Origin of the sequence: Campylobacter concisus, assembly GCF_002913865.1 — a bacterium.
GTDB classification, from domain to species: Bacteria; Campylobacterota; Campylobacteria; order Campylobacterales; family Campylobacteraceae; genus Campylobacter_A; species Campylobacter_A concisus_AM.
The window spans coordinates 1-3,425 of the sequence record NZ_POYX01000122.1 but is presented as its reverse complement, the minus strand read 5'-3'; the positions used below and the strand labels follow the sequence as shown (position 1 = coordinate 3,425).

Sequence of the window (3,425 nt, the reverse complement as noted above, 5' to 3'; positions counted from 1 at the left end):
GGCAAGAAGTGTGGCCTTACAAAATAAAAAAGGCGAGATAAAAGAAAATTTTGATGCAGATATTTTGCTAATCGATGAGAAATTTGAGATTAAATTTGTCGTTGCAAGGGGTGAAATTTTAAAAGATGACAGTGGTTTTATAAAAAAAGGAACTTATGAATAAGTCTAACTTATTAACCGTTATTTAAGCTTTTTTTAAATAAAATTAGGTCTTTTTAATAAATTTAGTTGAAAGGAATTATTGTGCCAACCATAAATCAATTGGTCAGAAATGAACGCAAGAAAGTGACTGTTAAGTCAAAATCTCCAGCGTTAAAAGAGTGCCCTCAAAGAAGAGGAGTTTGCACTAGGGTTTATACTACAACTCCTAAAAAACCAAACTCAGCTTTGAGGAAAGTTGCCAAAGTTAGGCTAACAAGCGGTTTTGAAGTCATCAGCTATATCGGCGGTGAAGGTCACAACCTACAAGAACACAGTATCGTTTTAGTTCGCGGCGGTAGGGTCAAAGACTTACCAGGTGTTAAATATCACATCGTTCGTGGTGCACTTGATACTGCTGGTGTTGCAAAAAGAACAGTTTCTCGTTCTAAATATGGTGCAAAACGCCCTAAAGCTGGCGCTGCTGCTCCAAAAAAGTAAAAAATTAGGTTCGCAGACGTTGCTTAAATTTGCAAACGTTTGAGTAAAATTTCATAAAAATTTGAAGGAAAAATCAAAATGAGAAGAAGAAAAGCTCCTGTAAGGGAAGTTTTACCTGATCCGATTTACGGAAATAAAATAATCACTAAATTTATTAATTCTCTTATGTATGATGGCAAAAAAAGCGTCGCTACAGAGATAATGTATGGTGCTATTAAAGCTATCGAAAAGAAAAATGCTGAGGTTAAAGGCATCGACGTTTTTAACGACGCTATCGAAAATGTAAAACCTATTTTAGAAGTTAAATCACGCCGTGTTGGTGGTGCTACTTATCAAGTGCCAGTTGAGGTTCGCCCAGCTCGCCAACAAGCTCTTGCTATCCGCTGGCTTATAACTTTTGCTAGAAAAAGAAGCGAAAGAACAATGGTTGATAAACTAGCAAATGAGCTTTTAGATGCGGCAAATTCAAAAGGTGCATCTTTCAAGAAGAAGGAAGATACTTACAAGATGGCAGAGGCTAATAAAGCATTTGCTCACTACCGCTGGTAAGAAAGAATTAGTATGGCAGAGAGAAAAACGCCTTTACATAAGGTAAGAAATATCGGTATTGCGGCTCACATTGATGCTGGAAAAACAACTACCAGTGAGAGAATTTTGTTCTTCACTGGTATGAGCCATAAGATAGGTGAGGTTCATGATGGTGCTGCTACTATGGACTGGATGGAGCAAGAAAAAGAGCGTGGTATTACTATTACATCGGCTGCAACTACAGCGTTTTGGAAGGGCTACCAAGTAAACCTAATCGACACTCCGGGACACGTTGACTTTACTATTGAAGTTGAGCGTTCTATGCGTGTTCTTGACGGTGCTGTCGCGGTATTTTGTTCTGTTGGTGGTGTTCAGCCACAGTCTGAAACTGTTTGGAGACAAGCAAATAAATATCACGTACCAAGAATAGTTTTTGTAAATAAAATGGACAGAATTGGTGCAAATTTCTTTAGAGTTGAAGAGCAGATCAGAGAAAGATTAAAAGCAAATCCAGTACCTATTCAAATTCCAATCGGTGCAGAAGATAACTTTAAAGGCGTGGTTGATCTTGTAAGAATGAAAGCATACGTTTGGAATGACGAGAAAAAGCCAACTGACTATGTTGAAGAAGAAATTCCAGCTGAAGTTAAAGATAAGGCCGAAGAATACCGCGCAAAACTAATCGAAGCTGTTTCTGAGACAGACGACAGCTTGATGGAGAAATTCTTTGCAGGTGAAGAGCTAACTGAAGAAGAGATCAAAAAAGGTATAAAAGCAGGCTGCTTAAGAATGACTATCACGCCTATGCTTTGCGGAACTGCATTTAAGAATAAAGGCATCCAGCCTCTACTTGATGCTGTTGTTGATTATTTACCAGCTCCAGATGAGATCGCAGCGATAAATGGTGTTTATGAAGATGGTACCGAAGTGACTGTCGAAAGTACAGATGATGGCGAATTTGCCGCTCTTGCGTTTAAAATTATGACTGACCCATTTGTTGGACAGCTAACATTTATCCGTGTTTATAGAGGAAGCCTTGAAAGTGGTAGCTACGCTTACAACACAGTTCAAGACTGCAAAGAGAGAATCGGCCGCTTACTAAAAATGCACTCAAATAAACGTGAAGAGATTACTGAGCTTTTTGCTGGTGAAATCGGTGCTGTTGTTGGTCTAAAAAATACTCTAACTGGTGATACTCTTGCAAGCGAAAAAGATAAAGTTATCCTTGAGAGAATGGACTTCCCAGAGCCAGTTATTAGCGTTGCAGTTGAGCCAAAAACAAAAGCAGATCAAGAGAAGATGGCGATAGCTCTTCAAAAACTAGCTCAAGAAGATCCAAGCTTTAGAGTTAGCACTGATGAAGAGAGCGGACAAACTATTATTAGCGGCATGGGTGAGCTTCACCTAGAGATCATTGTTGATCGTATGCTTCGCGAATTTAAAGTTGATGCTGAAGTTGGTCAGCCACAAGTTGCTTACCGCGAAACTATCCGTAAGGCAGTTGAACAAGAGTATAAGTATGCTAAACAATCAGGTGGTCGTGGTCAATATGGTCACGTATTTTTACGCATCGAGCCACTTCCAGCTGCTAGCGGATTTGAATTTGTTAACGACATCAAAGGTGGTGTTGTTCCAAAAGAGTACATCCCAGCTGTTGAAAAAGGTTGTAAAGAAGCGCTTCAAAGCGGTGTTCTTGCTGGATACCCAGTTGAAGATGTTAAAGTTACACTTTTCGATGGTAGCTACCACGAAGTGGATTCATCTGAGATGGCATTTAAACTTGCTGCTTCAATGGGCTTTAAAGAGGGCGCTAGAAAAGCAGGTGCGGTTATCCTTGAGCCTATGATGAAAGTTGAAGTCGAGACTCCAGAAGAGTATATGGGTGATGTTATTGGTGACCTCAATAAGCGCCGTGGCCAAGTAAATTCAATGGATGATAGAAATGGTGTAAAAATCATTGCAGCTTATTGTCCGCTAGCTCAAATGTTTGGCTACTCAACAGATCTTCGCTCAATGACTCAAGGTCGTGCGACTTACTCTATGGAATTTGATCACTACGAAGAAGTTCCTAAAAATGTAAGTGAAGAGATTATTAAAAAGAGAAATGGCTAATTAGCCAAAAATAGGGCAGAGCGATCTGCCCTTTAAAATTTAACTACTTGGATAAAATTTAAACTATCTTACAAATTTGTCCTCATAGCTCAGCTGGATAGAGCGCAGAATTCCTAATTCTGAGGTCACAGGTTCGAACCCTGTTG

Annotated in this window: 3 protein-coding genes; all 3 read left to right on the top strand. The window is 39.4% G+C overall.

What is annotated here, in order from left to right; translation table 11 throughout:
• The first annotated feature begins 243 nt into the window (after nucleotides 1-243).
• Nucleotides 244-639 (top strand): 30S ribosomal protein S12, encoded by a 396-nt coding sequence (rpsL, locus tag CYP77_RS07755; protein ID WP_002941121.1) that lies wholly within the window; start codon nucleotides 244-246, stop codon nucleotides 637-639.
• A gap of 78 nt (nucleotides 640-717) precedes the next feature.
• Nucleotides 718-1,188: a 30S ribosomal protein S7 gene (rpsG, locus tag CYP77_RS07750; protein ID WP_002941142.1), complete on the top strand. Its 471-nt coding sequence runs from the start codon at nucleotides 718-720 to the stop codon at nucleotides 1,186-1,188.
• A 12-nt stretch (nucleotides 1,189-1,200) separates the two neighbouring features.
• Complete coding sequence (gene fusA, locus CYP77_RS07745; RefSeq protein ID WP_021090006.1) at nucleotides 1,201-3,279, top strand: elongation factor G; 2,079 nt, start codon at nucleotides 1,201-1,203, stop codon at nucleotides 3,277-3,279.
• The last annotated feature ends 146 nt before the right edge of the window (nucleotides 3,280-3,425 follow it).

What these genes read in the sequence shown, in the direction of transcription:
- rpsG (WP_002941142.1), top strand. Translation starts at nt 718, where the DNA reads ATGAGAAGAAGAAAAGCTCCTGTAAGGGAAGTTTTACCTGATCCGATT.
- fusA (WP_021090006.1), top strand. Translation starts at nt 1,201, where the DNA reads ATGGCAGAGAGAAAAACGCCTTTACATAAGGTAAGAAATATCGGTATT.